The organism is Flavobacteriales bacterium (genome assembly GCA_016699575.1).
Taxonomy (GTDB): Bacteria; Bacteroidota; Bacteroidia; order Flavobacteriales_F; family PHOS-HE28; genus PHOS-HE28.
The window spans coordinates 2,255,641-2,273,005 of the sequence record CP064979.1; the positions used below are offsets into that span (position 1 = coordinate 2,255,641).

A 17,365-nucleotide genomic window follows, 5' to 3' on the forward strand; every position below is an offset into this window, starting at 1 on the left:
GTCAGGGAGTGGTCGCTTGCAACGATCGCGCACGGTAGACGACCGCTCGCCGTGCGGATCATACCACTGCTCGCCCCATGGGTATGGACAAACGCCAAGCGCACCTAGGTTGGGGGCACAAACCTGTTGCACCATGAGACACTCCCTACCCCTTGTTGCGTTGGCGTTGCTCCCGGCCGGGCTATGCGCGCAGAACTACTATGAGCTGGACGTCAACAACGTGCGCGCCCGGTTCTACTCCCACGGGCTCATCGGCATGGACCTCGCCAACAGTGCGCCGGCGTTCGAGGTGCCCAACGGCGGTGGTGCGCACCCGCTCTTCTCCGCTGGGCTTTGGATCGGCGGCATGGACATGGGCAACTCGTTGCGCTTGGCAGCCATGTGCTACGAGCCGTTGGGCAGCAGCGATTGGTACCCGGGTCCACTGCGCATCGATGGCACGGCCAGCACTACGGCCGGCGTGCAAGCCGCGTACGATCAAGTGTGGCCCATCGACAACGCCGCTGTGCTGCTTCAACAGGAGTACTGCGCCTGTGTGGATGACCCCAACTGCGACGAGGCCGTGGAGTTCCCCGGCTATCAAATGCCGCTATGGTTCAATACTTGGCCGGCAATGGGCGATTTCGCCAATGGCTTCGATCTCTACCAGGCCCCCTTCCTTGATCACAACGGCGACAACGACTATAACCCGGCTGATTGCGATCGCCCCTGCACGCCCGGCGATGAAGCGTTGTTCTTCATCTTCAACGACAAAGGAGGCACGCACCAGAATTCCCAGTCATTGCCCATCGGGGTGGAGGTGCAGGCCACGCCCTTCGCGTACTCCAGCGCGAACGCGGCCCTGGACAACACGGTGTTCGTGGAATACAAGATCATCAACCGTGGAATACTCACGCTTTCCGGAACCTACGTCAGCCTTTTCACGGACTTCGACCTGGGCTGCGCCAACGACGACTACGTGGGCTGCGATGTGGGCCGCAGCATGTGGTATGTGCACAACGGTACGGCCAACGATGCAGGCGCTGCATGTGTGGGTGGTGCACAGGGCTACGGCACCGAACCACCCGCATTTGCGGCCACCATTCTCTGCGGGGTGCGCCAGGATCAGGATGGGCTGGACAATCCGTTCGTGCCCAACCATGCACAGGCCACGACGCAATTAGGCTCCATGTACCCCGATTGGGGTGTCGGCTTCGGCGACAACATCGGCGACAACGAACGCATGGGCCTGTGCAGGTTCAGCTATTACGACAACAGTTCCACCGACACCGGCAATCCGCTGCTCGCCAACCAGTACTACAACTCCATGCGTGGTTTCTGGAACGATGGCTCCGCGCTGACCTACGGCGGCAATGGCTACGGCGGTACCATTCCGGCCCGCTTCGCCTTCCCGGACGATAGCGATCCCTTGGGCCAAGGCACCAATGGGTCGGTGCAACCCCCTTGGAGCGAGGTGAGCGCGGGCAATGCGCCGTACGACCGCAGAGGCGTGGGCACCATGGGGCCCATTACGCTGGAGCCGGGCGACGAGCAGCGCATCCTGGTGGCCTTCACCTATGCCCGTAGCAGCGGTGGCGGTGCCATGAACAGCGTGGGTGCGCTGAAAGAAAGGGTGGACAGTGTGCGCGCGTTCGCAATGGCCCACGATTTCTGTTCCGGTGCAACGTGCCTGAACGGTTCGGTGCTGAGCGTGAACGATGTGGCGGCGGAAGTCGCGCCGATCATCCTGGGCCCAGTGCCAACGAACGGAGCGCTCACGGTGACGTTGCCAACCGAACTGCGCGGTGCCACGCTCTACATCGTGGATGCCTTGGGCCGCACGGTGATGACGACCACCAGGACGTCCAGCGCACAGCGCACCTTGGACGTGGCTTCCTTGGCCGATGGACACTACACACTGATCGCGCAGCTGGACGGCACGAGCCGACATGCGCGCTTCGTGAAGGAATAGAAGACCGGTTTGGTGAACAGTGCATGGGGCCCTGCGGGAAATCGCGGGGCTTTGTGCGTTTGTGAGCGCTACTCTCGTTCGCGGGCTCAATCGTGTTGTGCCAATTCCTCAGGCTGTAGATCAACACGTTTGCCCTCCCTTGTGATCTTGAACCCATAGCACTGGCTGGTTGAAGGGGAGAAGCTCGTGTTGAACACCTTCAGATCAACATCGAGTACCACCTCCAGTGTCCCTTCTTCCACGTCCATGCTCGTATCCCACGAGAAAGTGGCGCGGCGCCCGGCAATCGTGGTCACACGTGCTCTGTCATGGTCCGGATGTGCTTCAAGTTCCATTGGAGACAAGGTCTTCAACACATCAAGCTCCTCTCGTACCCGCACGGCAAGGGCTCGTTCAACGGTGCCACGCCTACCTGAGAGACGATCGACCAAGGCCCTCAGCAGAAGGAATGGAACGAGCCAGAACAAGAGGATCATGGCCAACAGGACCACGAGCACTACGATGAGGAAGACCATCGCAAACTCACCCAGAAATGCCCACATGCCGCAGTCCTCCTACACCATCACCTTCTTCCCCCTGCTCGCCATCATTCCCTCGATCTCGTCCGCTTCCACGGGAATGTCCTTGAACAGGTCGATGGGGTTGTCGCGCGTCACCAGGATGTTGTTCTCCAGGCGGATGCCCAGCTTCTCCTCGCGGATGTAGATGCCCGGCTCCACGGTGAAGACCATGTCCGGCTGGATCATTTCGTTCCACAGGCCCACGTCGTGCACGTCCAGCCCAAGGAAGTGGCTGGTACCGTGCATGAAGTACTTCTTGTAGAGCGGTTTTTCCGGATCTTGTTTGGCTACGTCGTTCTTGTCCAGCAGGCCCAGACCGATCAGCTCGCTCTCCATGATCTTGCCCACCTCGCGGTGGTAGTCAGCGAGCATCGTACCGGGGCGGAGCAATTGCGTCGCCTCGTTCTTCACGCGCAGCACCGCGTTGTACACGTCGCGCTGGCGCTTTGTAAAGCGGCCGTTCACGGGTATGCACCGCGTGAGGTCGCTCGCGTAGCCGCCGTACTCGCAGCCGAAGTCCATCAGGATCACATCGCCGTCGTTGCACACCATGTCGTTGGTGATGTAGTGCAGCACGCAGGCGTTGTAGCCACTGGCGATGATCGGCGTGTAGGCATGCCCGCGCGAACCGTTGCGGATGAACTCGTGCGTGATCTCCGCTTCGATCTCGTACTCCTTCACACCCGGCTTCACGAAGCCGCACACCCGCTCGAAGGCCTTGCCCGTAATCGCGATCGCACGCTGGATCTGCTCCACCTCCTCTTTCGTCTTGCGACTGCGGGTGCGGTGCATGATCGGCGCGCTGCGCTTCACGCTGTGCAGCGGGTATTGCGCGCGCAGCTCCGCATTCTTGCGCTCCTCGCGCGTCTCCACCTCGTTGCCCTGGCGCAGGTGCTCGTTGCTGTTCAGGTAAAGGTGCTCGCACTGCGGCACCAGCCGCTTGATCGTCGCCTCGTAGCTCGTGGTCCACAGCACGGTGGCGATGCCGCTCAGCTCGCTCGCTTCCTTCTGCGAGAACTTTGCGCCTTCCCAGATCGCCAGCAGCTCGCTCGTCTCGCGCACGAAGAGGATCTCGCGGTCCTTCGCGTCCACCGCATCGGGGAAGAGCAGCAGGATGGTCTCCTCCTGGTCGATGCCGCTGAGGTAGAAGATGTCGCTGGCCTGCTTGAAGGGCATCGAGCCATCGGCGCTCGTGGGCATGATGTCGTTGCTGTGGAACACGGCGAGGCCGCCTTTCTCCATGGCTTGGCGGAAACGGGCGCGGTGCTCGCGGTAGGTGGCGGCGCTGAGGGGCTGGTAACGCATCTCGGGAAAGTTGAAAGGCGAAAGTAGAAAGCTGAAAGCGGGCGAGCGTGAAAGGGTGTCTGATGGTTTTGGGCGTTCCGGCTCGAAGACTCGCCGTCGGGCCATTCGTTGCAACTCTAGACTTGCCCGCCTCGAAGATGGAGATCTTCGGGGAGCGAACGAACACTGAAGGAAACTGAGCAGGATCGCGGGTGAACCATTCCGCTGCATAGGCGCAAGGGCCTAAAGGACTTATTGGCACCCGTGATCCACTCGGGTCTGAGGCTCGGATAGAATTCCAGGCGTAGTGGCCTAGTAGAGTTGTCGAGCACAGGGCCCATTGCTCAGTCCCTCCAGCGATCACTTGTCTAACCCAAAGGTACACGGACATGAGACACTGGATCGGCATTGATGTGAGCAAGGCGACCTTGGATGTGGCCTTGCTGGACGAACAAGGCAAGGTCACCGCCGAAGAGAAGGTGGCCAACACGGAGAAGGGACTACGCAGCATGTGGAAGCGCTGGACCAAGATGTACGGGCTGAAGAAGGACCAATGCCTGGTGTGCCTGGAGCCCACCGGCCATTACTCGCATCTTCCGCTGGAGACACTCGTGCGGTTGGAGGTTCCCACCTGGCTTGCGCACCCCACGGACATCATCAAGAGCATCGGCACCACGCGTGGCAAGAACGACCGCATCGATGCACTTTCGGATCGCGGATTACGCACGCCGCTTCCACGACAAGGCCAGGCTTGTAACCGCCGATCACCTGCGCACCAACAAGCTCAAGCAACTGCTCGCCCGGCGTGAGAATCTGGTGCGTCGCAAGACCATGCACCACACCCAGATCCGCAACCTGGACCATTGCGTGGACCAGTCGTTGCGCGCGGCCTTCACACGCATCGACAAGGCGCAGATCACCGCGCTCGACAAGTCGATCGAAGCATCGAGACCATGATCAAAGAGGTGATCGCGGCTGAGCCAGAGCACCAGCGCATCTACGATCTGCTCTTGTCCATCGATGGCGTTGGCCCCGTGTTGGCAGCGCATCTGCTGGCACTCACCGAGGGCTTCCTGCGCTTCAAGACCGCGCGCGAGCTGGCCTGCCACGCCGGGGTGGCACCCTTCGAGTACAGCTCCGGCTCCAGCATCCGAGGCAAAACGCGCGTCTCCAAACAAGCGCAGCCCACTTTGAAGTACCTGCTGCACATGGCGGCTGTGGGATGCACGGCACGCAAAGGCGAATTGCAGGACTACTGGAAGCGCAAGGTGGCCGAAGGCAAGCACAAGATGAGCGTGCTCAACGCCATCCGCAACAAGCTCATCCACCGCATCTGCGCCGTGATCGAACGGGGTACGCCATTCGTGCGCAGAACGGAACCGGCCGCTGCGTAGACTTGTGCGTCGGGCCGAAACGGAAGCAGGCTCTGCTGAGGAGCAACCTGCCAGGGATAGGTCCGATGTACGACAGGCATAACATGGGTCGAGGGCATCAAAAGCTCTTGACCCATGCCTGGAGTTCCTCATGCCTGAAAAAAAACCTGCCCATTGGCTTGCTCAGGTCATAGAATAAGTCCTCGCCTCCTTCGTCGGCTGTGGGCTACCCGCTTCTGTCCCTAACGCGAAATGCGGATTCTCACTTGATCTCTGCGCATAGGAATGGCCGAAACGTCTTTACCGGGGAACGTGTAATACGCACCGTCGAGAAACCGCGGCGGAGACTATACTCCAAGTACCGCTGATCAAGGAGCTTCTTCAATCCTTTCGAGCGATGAAGTCGCTTCATGGTTGAGCGCCACTCTTCGTCCGATTCAATGGGCTTCTTGCCAATGAAGTGATAGCCCGCTCCGGTCTTGAAGAGCCAACCTTGTTGCCCTTTCAGTGCAGCTTTGACGTCGCCCTCATCCGAGTGGTCAATATCCAGGAAGAGGAGAAAGGCCTCGGCGCTCTGTCCGAGACGGTTGTTCCACCCAAGAACGTAGTCCTCTATACGGCTGCCATGTAAGCGCTCAATTGTCTCACGGCCCGCGCGGCTGAGGAGAGCAATCGTTCGCGTGTTGACCCGCTGTCGCGTGACTTGGTACTGGCAGCGATCCTTGTGGACGTAGGACTTCGGGCAGTAGTAGTCGAACTCGACCGAAGGTCCTATGCTTTGCTTGTGCACGAGGTCGAGGATGAACTCCTCATAGTGGCAGAGTGGCGTTCGGTTCATCACGAAGGCAATGAACTTGACCACAACGCGCTCGTACTTGTCAAAGACCTGAGGGTCGTTCGCAACGACACCCTCGTACTGCGCATCTTCCCTGATTGTCTGCAAGTCTTGAGGCAGCCTTGCATACGTCTTGGGTAGCCAACTCTGTCCGCGCCCGAAGCGCTTGTTCAGCTCGCCATTCCACGGTGCGTGCTTCTTCGATTGAATGGTGGTATCGGATAGGGCTGCTTTCCCCGTATGAAAAGATGCATAGTAGAGATGGACGAACCCCGATGCGAATTGGCCCTGCTCCTTTAGAGTTCTCGCGGCCACCAACTCATTCTGAGCCAAGCTCAGACTTTCCGCAGCGCGTTGCCTCTGCTTGACAGTCAGCTTGCGTTTCGTCGTATTGGCCTTCATGGTCAGTGCATTCAAATTGCTTACGCCTAGGTCGCCTTCCTCTTACTATGCGGCACATACATCCGCAACCGCTCCGTCCGCGCGCGGTACCCATCCCCCTCCTTCGCGATCAGCTCCATGATCACCAACTCGCTCAAGTCGCGCTGCATGGTGCGCGGCGACATCTTGGCGTAGAGCATGGCGAGCGTGGTGTTGATGTGCGGGATCTCCTCCAGCTTCAGCACGCGGTCCTTGGGGAAGTCAAGCGCAAGCCGTCTTTGGCGCTTGAACAACGACTCTTGCCCGCGCTTCACCTTGTCGAACTCGTCGTACACCATCTTCTGCCAGGTGATGTCGAACTGGCTCTTCTGGATGGTGAGCAGCGTTTGTTCCAAACCATCACGCAAACCGAGTAGCGCGTATTCAATGAACTTGGTGAGCGAACGCTCTGTGTTCGCGATCTGCAACTGGCGGTAGTACTCGGTGCGTGTCTGGTTGTAGTGGTTGCTCAGGATGTGCGATGCGATGTTCGGATTGCCACCGCGCAACATCACGTAGAACTCCACAAGTCGTCCTGTGCGGCCATTGCCATCACCGAAGGGGTGGATCCATTCGATGTACACATGTGCCACGATCGCTTGTATCACCACCTCCCAGAAGTGTTGCTCGCTATGCTCGAAATGGAACTCCTGTCGCATCCACTCGCAGAGGGTGTGTACCAGGTCCTCGACATGTTCAGGCGCCGGGCATCGATAGGGTCCCACTACTCTGAAGTCCTCTCGGAACCTGCCAGGAATTGCGTTGAAGTGTTCACCCAGATCCTTGCCGACGAGCCGATGAAAACGCTTCAGCAGGTCGCTATTGATCAGTTGTGACTTGTCATCGTACACCACCTCCTTCAGCAGTTCATTGAACGCGTCGATGATGTTCTGCACCTCTTGCTGGAGGTACTGCTTGCTCGGTGGCAGCTTGGTGCCCTCGGCCACCTGCTTCACCTCCTCATCGCTGAGTGTGTTGCCTTCAATAGCCGTGGTCGCCTGCGCCCCCTTTATCATGGACACCCGCAGCAGTTTCGTGTAGTCCTCCGGCAGGAGAGGAGTGTGCTTGATGGCCTTCACGAACGCCTCGCATTGCCCGAGAAGGAACTTCATGTTCGCCGTGAGGTCCCACTGCCGACGGAAGGTCATGTGTGGATATTCGCGGAACAGGTCTTTCATATGGACAAAAATAGGCCATCCATGACCAGAGTCCTGTATATCAGCTTGAATAGGCGCTATACAAGGCGACAAAAACACAGACACAGCGCTGGACAATTATGCTGTCAAGCATGGCTGAAGGAGGCCCTAACACGCCTGAGATCCAGCCGTTTCGTCCACGCTATGCTTGCCTCATGGCCCAAGCCCAACAAGACCCCAAGCGACCACCGCCAGCGTCGGTGTCTTCGTTCGGTAGTAGCCTCTATCTTGTTCAACCCGCCCTTGACGCATTCGCCGTCAACGCCGGCCCGATCCAATGCCCAAGTCAACATCATCCGATTCGCGCAACCTGTCCCGCCCTAGCGGGATCGCCATCTTCCAACGCAAGGAAGTGCGGCGCACCCTGCACAACAACGAGTGGTGGTTCGTGATCACCGATGTGGTCGCCGCGCTCACCGATTCGGTGGATCCTGCCGGCTACATCAAGGACATGCGCCGACGGGACGAAGCCCTCTCGAAAGGGTGGGGGCAAATTGCCACCCCCCTTATCATTTCCACCAGCGGTGGCGCACAAAAGCTCAACTGCGCGAACACCGAGGGCCTCTTCCGCATCATCCAATCCATCCCCAGTCCCAAAGCCGAACCCTTCAAGCGCTGGCTGGCGAAAGTCGGGTACGAGCGCGTGCAGGAGATCGAGGATCCTGAGCTGGCCGCCAAGCGCACCCGCGCCATCTACAAGGCCAAGGGCTACAGCGATGATTGGGTGGAGAAGCGCATGCGCTCCATCGCCATCCGCGATGAGATGACCGATGAGTGGAAGAAGCGCGGTGTGAAGGAGCAGCGCGAGTATTCGATACTTACTGCCGAGATCAGCGAGGCCACCTTCGGCCTCACGCCAAGCGAGTACGCCCGCTTCAAGCAACTGAAGCGCGAGAACCTCCGTGACCACATGACCGACCTGGAGCTGATCTTCTCCATGCTCGGCGAAGCGGCCACCACGGAGATCGCCCGCAACCGCGATGCGCAGGGCTTCCCGGAGAACAAGAAAGCCGCCCGCGCCGGTGGCGAAGTGGCCGGCAAGGCCCGTAAGGACCTCGAAACAAGGAGCGGACGTAAGGTGGTGACGAACGAGAATTACCTGTCGCTCACCCAAGACGCCAAGAAGCAGGCGCGGCTGTCCGGCAGTACTTCCAGAAAGCGCGTCAAGAAGAGATAGGACCTGCTGCTCTACCCCCTGAACCGCACCATCACCGTATTCCCTTTCTCCTCGCGCGTGATCTCCAGTTTGTCCTTGAGCGCGTTCACAAGGGAGGAGAGCGAGGCGTGGCCGTAGCTGCGCGGGTCGAAGCCGGGATCGAGGCGGCGCAGGGCCTGGCCGATCTTGCTCAAGGAAGCAGCATCCTCCTCGCCACTGGCAATGGTGTAAGCCTTGCGCAGCTTGTTCATGAGCGCGTTGTTCGCGGAGAGCGCCTGAGCCGGGCCCTTCCTCCGGTCGTTGGTGGGCTTGGCCGTTGGCGCTGCGGTTTCGTGCACGTCGAGGTTCTCCACGTAGATGAAACGCTCGCACGCTTTCACGAAGGCATCGGGGGTCTTCTTCTCGCCCACGCCCATGACGAAGAGGCCGCTCTCGCGCAGGCGGGTGGCCAGGCGCGTGTAGTCGCTGTCGCTGCTCACGATGCAGAAGGCGTCCACCAGCTCGCCGTGCAGGATGTCCATGGCATCGATGATGAGGGCGCTGTCCGTGCTGTTCTTGCCCTTGGTGTAGGCGAACTGCTGCACGGGCTGGATGGCGTTGGCGTTGAGCAGGTCCTTCCAGCCGCTCATGCCGGTGGTGGTCCAGTCCCCGTAGATGCGGCGGATGGTGATGGTGCCCTGCTTCGAGACTTCCTCCAGGATGGCGGCCAGCCGTTTGGGCGCCGCATTGTCACCATCGATCAGTAGCGCGATGGTTGTATCGTTGATCTTCTTCATTCGGGGACAAGGTAGAGCTGGCGTAGGCGGTTACTTTGGTTCCATGGCCAAGCCCAACAAGACCCACGCCACCACCGCCAGCGTCGATGCCTTCATCGACAAGCAGCCGAAGGAGGAAGTGCGCGACGACTGCCGCACGCTGATGAAGCTGATGCATGAGCTCACCGGTGAGGAGCCCTACATGTACGGGCCCAGCATCGTGAGCTACGGGACCTACCACTACAAGTACCCCAGCGGTCGCGAAGGCGATGCACCGTTGCTCGCGTTCAGTCCGCGCAAGCCGGAGATGGTCATCTACCTCTACAGCGAAGTGCTGGGGCCGGAGCTGATGGCGAAGCTCGGTAAACACAAGGCCACCAAGGGCTGCGTGTACATCAAGCGTCTGGCCGACATCGACATGAAGGTGCTCGCGACGATGTTCAAGAAGTCGATCGTTGCGGTGAAGAAGGCGTATCCAGAGAAGTAGGTTCAGCCCACCACCATCATTTTGCCGGGCTTCGCGGCGCGCTTCGTCTGCTTCTTCGGTAGCGCACCAGTGCGGATGTACTCCCTGTGGTCCTCGCCCCAGGCGCGCAAGTCCAGCAGCAGCTTCTCCAGCGTGCGGGCGTAGTGCGTGATCTCGTACTGCACGGTCACCGGCATGGTATCGAGCACGGTGCGTTTGACCAGTCCGTTCTGCTCCAGGTCCTTTAGCTCCTTGCTCAGGGTCTTGGCCGGTATGCCGCCGTGCATCCGCTGCAGTTCACCGAAGCGCATGGTGCCCTTGAAACCCAGGCTCAAGAGGATCGGGCTCTTCCACTTGCCGCCGATGATGTCCACCGCATCGCGGAAGGAGCGCAACAACCCGTTGCAGGTGGCGGTGTCGTGGCCTGTCGGCGGTTCAGGCTTGAGCGCTTTGCGTGGCATGCACCGAAGGTAGTGGGGACCGCACGGCGTGGCGCTTGTGCAGGTAGATGTAGGAGACGGTGAGCAGCGCGAGCGAGACGAGGGGCGCGATGCCGGTGGAGGCACCATCCACAGCAGCATGCGCCAGGAATGCCGAGAAGAAGGTGATGGCAAGGCCCGCGTACGCCCACTCCTTCACCCGCAGCGGCACCATGGGCAGCACGATGACGATGGCGCCGATGATCTTTGCGATGCCGAGCTCCTGCCGGAAGTAATCGGGGAAGCCGAGGTGGCTCAAGGCAACGGCGATGTCGGGGTTGGTGAAGTACATGATGCCTGCGAGGAGGGTCTGTAGGGCGAGGAGTGCCGTGGCGATCCAGTAGATGATGGTGTTGCGTTTCATGGGTCGATCGTTGTGCGCCGCAAAGCTTCGGCGGCGCCCAACCGTGCCCGACGTGGGTTACCGAAGGGAAACCGGTTACCTCGCGGTAACGCACTGCGCGATCGAAGCGCTACACGCGGTCCAAAGCCTCATGCGGCAACGCTGGCAGCACCGCGCGTAAGGCATCTCCCGGCCGCACTTCGCCGCCGTGCTTCACCACGCCCATGATGCCTGACTTGCGGATGAGGCCGCCCGATTCATCGCGGTCGAGCACCGCGGTCATCAAGCCGGGCTGCAGCTCGTTGAGCTGGTTGCACGGGTTGCGCAGACCTGTGACTTCCACCACAGCGGCATCGCCGATGTACAGCAAGGTGCCTTTGGGCAACGCGAGCAGATCGAGGCCGCGTGTGGTGATGTTCTCGCCAATGAGACCGGGTGTGACCGTGAAACCCCTCGCGTGCAATTCATCGAAGAGCTCGGCATGGACCAGGTGCACCTGCCGCAGGTTGGGCTGCGAAGGGTCCTGCCGCACGCGCGAGCGGTGCTTGACAGTGGCGCCCGCATGCGCATCGCCTTCAACCCCATGCCCTTCCACAAGGACGATGCGCTCTTGCCGCTTCTTGCTGAACGAATGCGTGCGGCTGAGGTGGACGCCAAGCACGTGGGCCATGGTGCAAAGCTCGCACGAAGACCGGCCCCAGCAGCTATGATCGCACTTGCTTCACTTCACGGGCCCCAGCTGCAATCCACATTGGTGCGGCACCGTTTTTCCTTTGCTTCTGACCAAGTATTGGTGGGCGCTGTTCCACCTCCACCCCCGATCTTCACCCCGTGGACATCTACTCCCGCAAACAACGCTGGAAGCTGGTGCTGGCCATATTGGCCATGGGCATAGTTGGCGCCAGCCTCTACTACAGCAACCGCATCGTGGGCAAGATCCGCGATGAGGAGCGCCGCAAAGTGGAGCTGTGGGCCGAGGCTGTGAAGAACCGCGCCGAGCTCGTCAATTACACCGAGCGCCTCTTCGACACCCTGCGCAGCGAGGAGAGCAAACGCGTGGAGCTTTACGCCACCGCCCAGGAGCGACTCATCAGCGGCGACCTCAGCGACTTCACCTTCGTGCTGAAGGTGGTGCAGGAGAACACCAGCATCCCCGTCATCATCCTCGACGATGCCGGGCGCGTGAAGTTCAGCCGCAACCTGGGGCCCGGCGTAGCGGAGGACACACTGCGTTTGCGGCAGGAGATAGAGGCGATGGCCGAGTTGCACAAGCCCATCGAGATCCCCGTGTTCGGCAACGAGAAGCAGCACCTCTACTACAAGGACAGCAAGCTCTTCAGCGAACTGCAGCAGGTGATGGACGGCATCATCAAGAGCTTCATCAGCGAAACGGTGATGAACACCGCCAGCGTGCCCATCATCTACACCGATGCCACGCGGCGCACCGTCATCGAGCACGGTCACATCGAACCGGAGGTCATGGCCGACAGTGTATTGCTCGCGAAGCGCATCGCACAGATGGAAGCGGTGAACCGGCCCATTGAGATCGACCTGGGGGCGCGCGGCAAGCAGTTCATCTTCTACGAGGAGAGCGTGGTGCTCACCCAACTCCGCTACTTCCCTTACGTGCAGCTGCTCATCATTGGGCTCTTCCTGCTGGTGGGCTATGCGCTCTTCAGCATCTTCCGCAACGCCGAGCAGAACCAAGTGTGGGTGGGCATGGCCAAGGAAACCGCGCACCAGCTCGGAACGCCGCTCAGCAGCCTGAGCGCGTGGACGGACATGCTGAAAGAACGCGGCACCGATCCCGCTACCATCGCCGAAATGCGCAAGGACCTGGAGCGGTTGGAGGTGATCACCGAGCGCTTCAGCAAGATCGGTTCGGCCCCCGAGCTGCAGCCCGAGAAGCTCTACCATGTGCTGCGCGCAACCGTGCTCTACCTGCGCCCGCGCCTGCCCAGCCGAGCCCTCATCGAAGTGGTGACCCCGGATGATGTGGACCGCCGCGTGCCGCTCAACACGCCCCTCTTCAGCTGGGTGATCGAGAACCTTATCCGCAACGCCATCGACGCCATGAAGGGGGAGGGCAGCATCACCATCGAGATCGTGCCCGACGGCCCCGACATCCACATCGATGTCACCGACACCGGTCACGGCATCCCCTCATCGCGCCACCGCACGGTGTTCCAGCCCGGCTACACCACCAAGAAGCGCGGCTGGGGCCTGGGCCTCTCGCTCACCAAGCGCATCATCGAGCAATACCACGGCGGGCGCATCTTCGTGAAGAAGAGTGCGCCGGGGAAAGGGACAACGTTCAGGATAACGTTGAGGAGTTGAGCGACGGATGGGATCAAGTGTCAAGATCCAAGTGGCAAGTGTCAAGGTTCAAATGGTTCCACGCATGAAACGGGTTATTGGATACGTGATATGTTGTGTTTGCATGTTGGTCGCGGCGGCGAACGATGGGGTGTACTGGGGAAGTGGTGGGATACTGTATCCGCTGCAGGAAACGAAGATCTCCATAACGCGGGAGGTTCTCTCGTTCAGTTGCCGGGGCGATGAAGCAGAGGTGAACGTACTCTTGGAGTTCAGGAACCCTGAATCAGTTTCACGTACGCTGACCATCGGCTTCCAAGCACCTTCGGCCAGTGGTGACCTGCCAGATTCTATTTGTTCTATCCCTCAGATCAAGGATCTCCGCGTGATGAATGACGGAAGGCTTCTTCCGTTCCGAACGATGATGGCCGAGGAAGAGAACGCTCCGTTGGTGGAACTTGGGAAACTGAGGTTCTCACAGGAGAGTTGGGGAATCTTCGTGTACGTGTTCGAGATGACCTTTAAGCCGGGCTTGAACACGGTTCAGCATAGCTACCGTTTCCCGGCCAGCGGTTCAGTGGACATGGACCGCGCGTTCAGTTATATCCTGCGCACCGGTGCGAAGTGGGCTGGAGGGACCATTGGCCACCTCACGACGGAGATCGACTTTGGCGGTAGCGAGCGCTTCTTCGTTCGGGACGTGTACGGTGATCGTGCGGAATGGTCGATCGTCGGCATTGGACGTATAGGTGGGAAGCAGCCAGGCCGGTACGATGAAGGAATGCGGGAAGTACGCCTGGTGGCCGGCAAACTGCGGATCACTGTAGCGGATATGGTCCCAGCGGAGAACATGGAGTTCTATGCGCAGATGCGAGGCATGTTCCTTGACTGGCCGGGTCCGGATGCACAATACCGCAATGAGGTGCTTCGCGCGGTGGGCAGTCGGAGCCTGGACATCGGAGAGGAGGTCACATGGACAAATGAAGAACTGCGGTTCATGCGCAACTTGATCTTCGCACAGCACGGTTACCCTTTCAAGGATCCGGAGCAACGCAAGCTCTTCGAGGCGTTCGATTGGTACATCCCGGACCCGAACCTGATCTGGAGCGATGCGCTGCTTACGCCGGAGGAGCGCCTTTTCCTCGGGATGATCAAGGCGAAGGAACTGGAATAGCGTGTCCGGCCTCTACTTCCATATCCCGTTCTGCAAGAAGGCTTGCACCTACTGCGACTTCCACTTCAGTACCACGCACAACACCATGCCTGCTATGGTGGAAGCGCTGCGCACGGAACTGATGCGCCGCGTGCATGAGCTGCGAGGAGAGGAAGTCGGCACCATCTACCTCGGGGGCGGCACGCCGAGCTTGATCGGGGAGAAGGACCTTGCGTCGATCATCAACGATGTGCGCACCCAGGTGGAGGTGGCTCCGGATGCGGAAGTCACGCTGGAAGTGAACCCCGACGATGTGAGCGCAGAGAGCATCGCCGCTTGGCAACGCATCGGCGTCACGCGCCTGAGCATCGGCATCCAGAGCTTCCGCGAAGAGCGCCTGCGGTTCATGGGCCGTGCGCACGATGCCGCACAAAGCCTGCGCAGCTTGGAGCTCATCGCCTCGGCCGGTTTCCGCTCGTGGACCCTGGACCTCATCTACGGTCTGCCCGGCATGACCATCGCCGAGTGGGACGCACAGGTCGAGCAGGCGCTGGTTTTCGCGCCGCCGCACATCAGTAGCTATTGCCTCACAGTGGAGCCGCGCACTGCCCTGCACAGGCAAGTGGAACGCGGTGAGGTGATAGCAGCGCAGGATGATGACCAAGCCCAACACTTCGAGCACCTGATGGATCGGCTGGACCGCGCGGGCTTTGCGCACTACGAGATCAGCAACTGGGCCCTGTCCGGCCATCACAGTCGCCACAACACCAGCTACTGGCAGGGCGTGCCCTACCTCGGCATCGGCCCGAGCGCCCACTCGTTCGATGGCACCGCGCGCCGCTGGAACGTGGCCAACAACAACAAGTACATCGCGGCTGTTAACGCGGGCGAGGTGTACTGGGAGGAGGAACGCCCCACGCCCGCACAGCGCACCAACGAGCGCATCATGACCGGTCTGCGCACCGCCGAGGGCATCGACCTCGCCGAACTGGACGGCCTGACTTCCGCCACCCGACGCACCGTTGAACGATACCTGAGCAGCGGCCATGTGCTCAGCAACGGAACGCGGATAGTTTTGACGAGGACCGGCAAATTGCTCGCCGACCGTATAGCCGCCGACCTCTTCATCTAACACGAAGTCCTTCTCCACTGTGCTCGAAGTGACAGAGACCGGAAGACCCATGGAATTGAACCGTATTTCCTCTGCGCTCTTTGCGTCCTTTGCGGTTGACCCCCTCCCATGATCGCTGAGATCACCCATCGCGACCACCACTTCCGCGTGGACCTGAGCAGGCCCATCGACCTGAGCATGCCGCTGCATGCTGGACCCGGTCAGTTGCGTGCTTGGTGGGTGGACCCTGTGCGGATGGAGCCCGTAGTGATGGGTGATCGGCGCTTTGCGGTAGCCGATGGCGCTCCGGTGAACTTCCGCAACGTGTTCTTCAACCCCCACGGGCACGGGACGCACACCGAGAGCGTAGGCCACATTGCACGTGAAGTGCACACCGTGGGCAACCTCTTCAAGCGCTACTTCTTCACGGCAACCGTCATCTCCGTTGAACCTGAACAACAAGGCGCGGACGGCGTGCTCACCCTGGAAAGGATACAGGATGCGTTGCGCGTGGATCGTCCGGAGGCACTGGTGCTTCGCACCTTGGCCCCTGGCACCGATGCTTCGGAACGGGACTGGAGCGGCAGCAACCCACCGTACATCGAAGCAGCTGCGTGCAAATGGCTGCGCGACATCGGCGTGCTGCACCTCCTGCTCGACCTGCCCAGCGTTGACCGCGAAGAAGATGGTGGTTCATTGGCGGCGCACCATGCCTTCTGGGATCATCCAGCCACCACGGACCTCCAGCGCACCATCACTGAATTGATCCGCGTGCCGGACGTTGTGGAGGATGGAGACTACCTGTTGGAACTCCAGCTGCCGCACTTCATGAACGATGCCGCGCCGAGCAGGCCGTTGCTCTACGCCATTATCCGATGACCTTCGAAGACCTGCGCGCCTACTGCGCCGAGAAGAAAGGCGTCACCTACGACACGCCCTTCGGCCCCGATGTGATGGTGTTCCGCGTGATGCAGAAGATGTTCGCGCTGGCGCCCATCGACGTCTTCGGCACCGTGAACCTGAAGTGCGATCCGGAGCGTGCCATTGAACTCCGTGAGCAATACCCCGGCATCACGCCCGGCTACCACATGAGCAAGGTGCACTGGAACACGGTGAGCGTTACCGGTGATGTGCCGCATAAACTCCTGATGGAGCTCATCGACCACAGCTACGCTCTGGTGCGGGCCAGCCTGCCGAGGAAAGTGCGTATGGAGCTGGAGGGCTGAGCGTGGATCTTTTTTTCACGCAGAGGCGCAGAGAAGAGAACCAGTTGTATTGAACCTCTGTGTTCTCTGCGCCTCTGCGCGATCTTGCGATTCTCCTCTTCTCCCCATCTACCTTTGCCCGCGCATTTTCCCTGGTACATGACTCCTCGTCGTTTCGGTCGCGTGCTGCTCAGTTACTTCCTGCGTGGCTTGCTGCTTGTGGTGCCCATAGCGGCCATCGTTTGGGCCTTCGTCGGGGCTTACAAATGGCTCAACGGGATCGTGCCCACAGGAATCCCCGGCCTTGGCATCATCATCCTGGTGGCCAGCATCACTGTCATCGGCTGGTTGGGCAGCACATTCCTCTACGAGCCGTTGGCAGCATTGGGCGAAGAGGTGCTGCAACGCATCCCGTTCCTGAAGACGATCTACGATGCACTGAAGGACCTGATGGAAGCGCTGGTGGGCAACAAGAAAAAGTTCGATCGGCCCGTGCTCGTGAAGCTCATGAAGAGCTCCGACATCGAAAAGCTCGGGTTCCTGACGCAGAACGACCTCTCCATGCTCGGCATCCCCGGGGCGAAAGTCGCGGTGTACCTGCCGCACAGTTTCGCATGGAGCGGCAACCTGTACATTGTTCCAGCGGAGAACGTTACGCCCGTGGACGCCAGCGCCGGCGAAGTGATGAAGTTCATCGTGAGCGGCGGCGTTGTGGAGGTGGACGACGACGAACCCCGCAAGTGACCACGGCCCGAACGGCAC

19 protein-coding genes are annotated in these 17,365 nt (G+C 60.3%); 11 read left to right on the forward strand and 8 right to left on the reverse strand.

What is annotated here, in order from left to right:
• The first annotated feature begins 133 nt into the window (after nucleotides 1–133).
• A complete protein-coding gene (locus IPJ76_09260; protein ID QQR84812.1) occupies nucleotides 134–1,951 on the forward strand; it encodes a T9SS type A sorting domain-containing protein in 1,818 nt (605 codons plus the stop codon).
• A gap of 86 nt (nucleotides 1,952–2,037) precedes the next feature.
• Here IPJ76_09260 and IPJ76_09265 read toward each other — a convergent pair whose 3' ends face one another.
• Both IPJ76_09265 and IPJ76_09270 read right to left on the reverse strand, forming a co-directional pair.
• Nucleotides 2,038–2,466, reverse strand: coding sequence for a hypothetical protein (locus tag IPJ76_09265; protein QQR84813.1), 429 nt, complete (start codon nucleotides 2,464–2,466; stop codon nucleotides 2,038–2,040).
• A 39-nt stretch (nucleotides 2,467–2,505) separates the two neighbouring features.
• Nucleotides 2,506–3,816: an aminopeptidase P family protein gene (locus tag IPJ76_09270; GenBank protein ID QQR84814.1), complete on the reverse strand. Its 1,311-nt coding sequence runs from the start codon at nucleotides 3,814–3,816 to the stop codon at nucleotides 2,506–2,508.
• Nucleotides 3,817–4,184: 368 nt separating this feature from the next.
• On the opposite strand from IPJ76_09270, the gene IPJ76_09275 reads away from it, so the two are divergent.
• Together IPJ76_09275 and IPJ76_09280 are read left to right on the forward strand one after the other, a co-directional pair.
• Nucleotides 4,185–4,604, forward strand: a complete 420-nt coding sequence (locus IPJ76_09275) for a transposase (GenBank protein QQR84815.1) — start codon at nucleotides 4,185–4,187, stop codon at nucleotides 4,602–4,604.
• 144 nt (nucleotides 4,605–4,748) lie between these two features.
• Nucleotides 4,749–5,189: an IS110 family transposase gene (locus tag IPJ76_09280; GenBank protein ID QQR84816.1), complete on the forward strand. Its 441-nt coding sequence runs from the start codon at nucleotides 4,749–4,751 to the stop codon at nucleotides 5,187–5,189.
• Between the two features lie 241 nt (nucleotides 5,190–5,430).
• Here IPJ76_09280 and IPJ76_09285 read toward each other — a convergent pair whose 3' ends face one another.
• Entirely contained in the window at nucleotides 5,431–6,405 is a 975-nt protein-coding gene (locus IPJ76_09285; GenBank protein ID QQR84817.1) for a hypothetical protein, read from the reverse strand.
• 26 nt (nucleotides 6,406–6,431) lie between these two features.
• Nucleotides 6,432–7,571, reverse strand: coding sequence for a Fic family protein (locus IPJ76_09290; GenBank protein QQR84818.1), 1,140 nt, complete (start codon nucleotides 7,569–7,571; stop codon nucleotides 6,432–6,434).
• A 325-nt stretch (nucleotides 7,572–7,896) separates the two neighbouring features.
• On the opposite strand from IPJ76_09290, the gene IPJ76_09295 reads away from it, so the two are divergent.
• On the forward strand, nucleotides 7,897–8,796 hold the full coding sequence (locus tag IPJ76_09295) for a Bro-N domain-containing protein (GenBank protein ID QQR84819.1): 900 nt from the start codon (nucleotides 7,897–7,899) through the stop codon (nucleotides 8,794–8,796).
• 11 nt (nucleotides 8,797–8,807) lie between these two features.
• Here IPJ76_09295 and IPJ76_09300 read toward each other — a convergent pair whose 3' ends face one another.
• Entirely contained in the window at nucleotides 8,808–9,551 is a 744-nt protein-coding gene (locus tag IPJ76_09300) for an NYN domain-containing protein (GenBank protein ID QQR84820.1), read from the reverse strand.
• A 43-nt stretch (nucleotides 9,552–9,594) separates the two neighbouring features.
• Between IPJ76_09300 and IPJ76_09305 the strand changes: the two genes are divergently transcribed.
• A complete protein-coding gene (locus IPJ76_09305) occupies nucleotides 9,595–10,017 on the forward strand; it encodes a DUF1801 domain-containing protein (GenBank protein ID QQR84821.1) in 423 nt (140 codons plus the stop codon).
• 2 nt (nucleotides 10,018–10,019) lie between these two features.
• On the opposite strand, the gene IPJ76_09310 is transcribed toward IPJ76_09305, so the two are convergent.
• The 3 genes from IPJ76_09310 to IPJ76_09320 form a co-directional block, all read right to left on the reverse strand.
• On the reverse strand, nucleotides 10,020–10,457 hold the full coding sequence (locus IPJ76_09310; GenBank protein ID QQR84822.1) for a helix-turn-helix transcriptional regulator: 438 nt from the start codon (nucleotides 10,455–10,457) through the stop codon (nucleotides 10,020–10,022).
• Nucleotides 10,432–10,839: a DoxX family protein gene (locus IPJ76_09315; protein ID QQR84823.1), complete on the reverse strand. Its 408-nt coding sequence runs from the start codon at nucleotides 10,837–10,839 to the stop codon at nucleotides 10,432–10,434. Before IPJ76_09315 ends, IPJ76_09310 begins: the two co-directional genes overlap by 26 nt.
• A gap of 109 nt (nucleotides 10,840–10,948) precedes the next feature.
• Nucleotides 10,949–11,488 (reverse strand): MOSC domain-containing protein, encoded by a 540-nt coding sequence (locus tag IPJ76_09320; GenBank protein ID QQR84824.1) that lies wholly within the window; start codon nucleotides 11,486–11,488, stop codon nucleotides 10,949–10,951.
• Nucleotides 11,489–11,649: 161 nt separating this feature from the next.
• On the opposite strand from IPJ76_09320, the gene IPJ76_09325 reads away from it, so the two are divergent.
• The 6 genes from IPJ76_09325 to IPJ76_09350 all read left to right on the forward strand — a co-directional run bounded on the left by IPJ76_09325 (nucleotide 11,650) and on the right by IPJ76_09350 (nucleotide 17,347).
• Complete coding sequence (locus IPJ76_09325) at nucleotides 11,650–13,155, forward strand: HAMP domain-containing histidine kinase (protein QQR84825.1); 1,506 nt, start codon at nucleotides 11,650–11,652, stop codon at nucleotides 13,153–13,155.
• Between the two features lie 103 nt (nucleotides 13,156–13,258).
• Nucleotides 13,259–14,308 (forward strand): YARHG domain-containing protein, encoded by a 1,050-nt coding sequence (locus IPJ76_09330; GenBank protein QQR84826.1) that lies wholly within the window; start codon nucleotides 13,259–13,261, stop codon nucleotides 14,306–14,308.
• A gap of 1 nt (nucleotide 14,309) precedes the next feature.
• A complete protein-coding gene (gene hemW, locus IPJ76_09335; GenBank protein QQR84827.1) occupies nucleotides 14,310–15,419 on the forward strand; it encodes a radical SAM family heme chaperone HemW in 1,110 nt (369 codons plus the stop codon).
• Nucleotides 15,420–15,527: 108 nt separating this feature from the next.
• Nucleotides 15,528–16,277, forward strand: a complete 750-nt coding sequence (locus tag IPJ76_09340) for a cyclase family protein (protein QQR84828.1) — start codon at nucleotides 15,528–15,530, stop codon at nucleotides 16,275–16,277.
• Nucleotides 16,274–16,624, forward strand: coding sequence for an MmcQ/YjbR family DNA-binding protein (locus tag IPJ76_09345; GenBank protein QQR84829.1), 351 nt, complete (start codon nucleotides 16,274–16,276; stop codon nucleotides 16,622–16,624). Before IPJ76_09340 ends, IPJ76_09345 begins: the two co-directional genes overlap by 4 nt.
• Before the next feature lie 138 nt (nucleotides 16,625–16,762).
• Nucleotides 16,763–17,347 (forward strand): DUF502 domain-containing protein, encoded by a 585-nt coding sequence (locus IPJ76_09350; protein ID QQR84830.1) that lies wholly within the window; start codon nucleotides 16,763–16,765, stop codon nucleotides 17,345–17,347.
• Nucleotides 17,348–17,365: the final 18 nt, after the last annotated feature.